4 protein-coding genes and 1 pseudogene are annotated in these 3,669 nt (G+C 57.0%); 3 read left to right on the top strand and 2 right to left on the bottom strand.

Going from position 1 to position 3,669, the window contains the following annotated elements; translation table 11 throughout:
* The 3 genes and pseudogenes from AAAB16_RS15625 to AAAB16_RS15615 form a co-directional block, all read left to right on the top strand.
* On the top strand, positions 1–350 hold a 350-nt coding region (locus tag AAAB16_RS15625; protein WP_340664146.1), incomplete at its 5' end, for a potassium channel family protein.
* A 168-nt stretch (positions 351–518) separates the two neighbouring features.
* On the top strand, positions 519–1,124 hold the full coding sequence (locus AAAB16_RS15620; protein WP_110614872.1) for a hypothetical protein: 606 nt from the start codon (positions 519–521) through the stop codon (positions 1,122–1,124).
* Between the two features lie 122 nt (positions 1,125–1,246).
* Positions 1,247–1,443 (top strand): annotated as a pseudogene (locus AAAB16_RS15615) (ion channel); the annotation flags it as partial.
* A gap of 538 nt (positions 1,444–1,981) precedes the next feature.
* On the opposite strand, the gene AAAB16_RS15610 reads toward AAAB16_RS15615, so the two are convergent.
* Positions 1,982–2,878 carry a hypothetical protein gene (locus tag AAAB16_RS15610; protein WP_340664145.1) on the bottom strand — a complete coding sequence of 299 codons (897 nt, stop codon included), beginning with the start codon at positions 2,876–2,878 and terminating at the stop codon, positions 1,982–1,984.
* A 46-nt stretch (positions 2,879–2,924) separates the two neighbouring features.
* A complete protein-coding gene (locus tag AAAB16_RS15605; protein WP_340664144.1) occupies positions 2,925–3,515 on the bottom strand; it encodes a hypothetical protein in 591 nt (196 codons plus the stop codon).
* Positions 3,516–3,669: the final 154 nt, after the last annotated feature.

Below are 3,669 nucleotides of genomic sequence, written 5' to 3'. Positions count from 1 at the left end.
CCATCAGCCTGATCCGCTATATGAACGCCGACCACCGCGCCACCACCGACGAGCTCTACGCCGCTGGCGCGACGTTTACCCTACTGGCCTGGGCCTTCGCCCACCTCTACACCTTCTGCCAACTGCTACTGCCCGGCAGCTTTGGCGCGCTGATCAACCCCGACGGGCTGCGCAGCTGGATGGAACTGCTATTTCTGAGCTTTACCACCCTCTCAGGCGTTGGCCTGGGCGACATCATCCCGCTCACCCCGATGGCGCGCTCGCTGGTAATGATCGAAGAATTTGTCGGCGTGATGTACCTGGCGCTGGTGGTGTCGCGCTTGATTGCACTGACGGTGATCAAACGCTAGGGCGTACTCAACAAATGCGTGCACGCGTGGCAATAACCGTTGCCCTACGCAGGCGCAAGCAATGCCGTTCGGCTAATTTTCTATGCAATTTGAAACTGCTGCTAACCTATTCTTGCCCTCGAGATTAAACGGAATATTTGGCTTTTCTCATGCATAAGGAACTGCGCAATGAAAGAAGAAGCGGCAAGGGAGCTTTTTGATTCTAGATTTCTACCTGCATTTAAACTCCACTACCCCAGCATGGCGGACACTGAATTTTTCGTAGATCCGGACAGTATGGAAATAGATGGCGGTGGTAGCCCAGGACTGGTGCTATTAACAAAAGGCGCCTGCGAACAAGCCGATTACTTAGTCAAGTTTGCTATTGCTCACGAAACCGCCCACGGCGTCGTATTTCTGGAGTGCGAAAAACAAGGCGTTAACTGCCCCAACCCGGAAGGCATCACGCGAAAAAAACATGAAGCCTGGGCCGATTTGATAGCAACAAAAGTCTTAATTACCCAACTTCCTGAGTTTTGGGCTCTAGTCGCTGCCAACTTAGATCTCCTCGTTAGCGTACTGGGTATTGATACTGGCTCTCACCCTTCTGGCAAGGTACGTGTAAAGCTAATCAGGGAATATGCATCCGCCTACGATCAAGCAAGCGTTCCCGTATCAAAAGGATTTTTGAGAACTATATTTTGCTGCGGTTCAAGCAAGCCTAACAACCCTGTACAGCGAAGAGAGAAAGCATTTAACGCATGCTTTGCAAAGATTTACACGACTACTTTATAAAGAAGGTAGTTCAGGTGGGGGACGCGATCTTAGGGTTAATTGGCAGCGGATTTATTAAACGGCTGAATAACACCAGCGAATTAGCGCAGATAAATAAGCCCGACCCTTTTTTTGGCACACCGATCAACCCTGACGCGCTGCGCAATTGGATGGAGCTGCTATTTCTCAGCTTTACCACCTGTCTGGCGTTGGCCTGGGCGACATCATCCCGCTCACCCCGATGGAACGCTCGCTGGTGATGATCGAGGAATTTGTCGGCGTGATGCACCTGGCACTGGTGGTGTCGCGCTTGATTGCGCTGACGGTGATCAAACGCTAACCCCGTCGTCCCCGCGCAGGCGGGGACCCAGACTCGCCCAGCAAACTGCAATCCCCCGCCCCACTCTGGATTCCCGCCTACGCGGGAATGACGGTATCGCCCCACCAACCTCCGTCGTCCCCGCCCAGGCGGGGACCCAGGCTCGCCCAGCAAACCGCATACCCCTGCCCAAACCGGATTCCCGCCTACGCGGGAATGACGGCGTTAACCCAACCAACTCCCGTCGTCCCCGCGAAGGCAGGGCCCCAGGCTCGCCCAGCAAACCGCATACCCTGCCCCACTCTGGATTCCCGCCTACGCGGAAATGGCGGCGTTAACCCAACCAACCCCGTCGTCCCCGCGCAGGCGGGGACCCAGACTCGCCCAGCAAACCGCGAACCCCTGCCCCACTCTGGATTCCCGCCTACGCGGGATGACGGTGTTAACCCGACCAACCCCCGTCGTCCCCGCGCAGGCGGGGACCCAGGCTCGCCCGGCAAACCGCGTTCCCCCGCCACACTCTGGACTCCTGCCTACACAGAAATAACGCTGCTAAACGTCACCCCCGCTCACTCTGCGGCCCCACACTCGCCAGCGCTTTATCCACCAACCGCTGCACCCACCCAGCATCATGCGTATTCACCACGCCATAGCGATCAGGCGGAAAAAACAGCCAATGGTGAGCCACCTCGGCCAAGTGCTTTAGCTCATCAGCCGTTAGCCAATACGGGGTAGTGACCATGGGAATCGGCGCGCCGCTAAAGTGTTGACCAAGGGAAATATGGGTTCCCGGCGCAAAGGCGACGCTCAGCTCTGCCCTCGGCTGCAGATGGCAGTGCGCGTCCGGCATCTGCCCTTCTCGGGAATAGCTAAAGCCCCCCGAAAAACCCTTCTTCACCACCAACCAATGCCCCGCCGTGGTCTTGGCCAACACCCACTGCGCCACCCCACTGTCTTGCACACTCTTAAGCTCGCCATCGGCCCACAGCGTTAGCGTGTTGCAGTCCGGGTCATAGCTGTTGGCCCACACACTAAAACCCTCGACCAACGTATGGCGCTCCACCTCAACCACGCCCGCCTCCGGCATGCGCTGCCAATAACGCGTGGTCGGGTCGTGCTTATCGCGCCAGTAATTGCGCAACGCCCAGGCCGCGGTAAACACCACCGTCGCCACCGCCAGCCAAGCAAAGGAGCCACCAATAATGCCGTCGACATCCAAACCGCCGTCGAAAATGCCCCGATAGAGCAACAACCCCAGCAAAAACACCAAGCCCGGCAGCATCGGGCCAAAGCACAACGGTGGCAGCAACACCGACAGCCAACTGAACTGATGCACCACCCCGTACTGCTTGGCCCAGGCCAAATGCTCAGCCGACATCGGCAGCTGCTCACGCGGGGCAATATGCGCGTCGGGCGTATGAAAGCGGATATACCGCGCGTACGGGTCGTTAGTCATAGGCAACGTCAGTGAGTGAGCGTGATAGATAAACAACACAAGCGCCTTACAAATCCAGATTCAACACCTCATGGGCGCGCTCACCGATAAAGCCCCTTAACCACTGCGCATGAAACTCCATCTCCGCCAATGGAAAATGCATACCCAGCCGATGCTCAACCACCTTGCCCCCAGGCCCGGTAAACGCCACCTGAAAGTGCCCAGAGGTGTCGTAACTAGCCATTAAATAAGGCCTGACACTGAGAATGTCGCTAAAAGGCACCTGCACCTCAGCCGGTTTGCGCAGCGGCCGGGTTTGCGTAAACGTAAACAACTGCTGCGCCCCATCAAACGTAAACGCCAACACCCGTGGCGCCGACGCCGCCCAACGCAACATCCCCGCCGCCAACAACGCCGTACCCAACAACGGCGCGTAAAACCACGGATCAGTAAGGCTCTGCACAAAAGTCAGTGGCACCCCCTTTAACGCCTCCACCGCCGTAATCAGCAACAGCGTTAGCCCATACACCGGCAAGGTCACCACCAACACAAAAACAAACGCCACCGCCGCCAGCGAATTGCCGCCGCCAGGGGGGAGTTCGTCGGTGTACTGCCAGATGGGCGGGTGTGTAGCTTTAATTTCGGTATGGCAAATCATGGTCAACCTTAGGCACGGGACACAACGCTAAACCAATCGACCAAGCCCGCTGAAACGAAGCCAGATTTACCGCTGGTAAAAACAAAAAACCTACGCACTGCACGTAGGTTTTTGTTGGCTACCGCTCAACGATCACGGCAACGGCGGAACACCA

Origin of the sequence: Pseudomonas sp. (assembly GCF_037994325.1) — a bacterium.
Classification (GTDB): domain Bacteria; phylum Pseudomonadota; class Gammaproteobacteria; order Pseudomonadales; family Pseudomonadaceae; genus Aquipseudomonas.
The sequence above is the reverse complement of the archived record's forward strand: the minus strand, read 5'-3'. Positions and strand labels throughout refer to the sequence as shown.

Excerpts from the sequence above, each read along its gene's own strand:
- AAAB16_RS15620 (WP_110614872.1), top strand. The coding sequence starts at position 519 with ATGAAAGAAGAAGCGGCAAGGGAGCTTTTTGATTCTAGATTTCTACCT.
- AAAB16_RS15610 (WP_340664145.1), bottom strand. The coding sequence starts at position 2,878 with ATGACTAACGACCCGTACGCGCGGTATATCCGCTTTCATACGCCCGAC.
- AAAB16_RS15605 (WP_340664144.1), bottom strand. The coding sequence starts at position 3,515 with ATGATTTGCCATACCGAAATTAAAGCTACACACCCGCCCATCTGGCAG.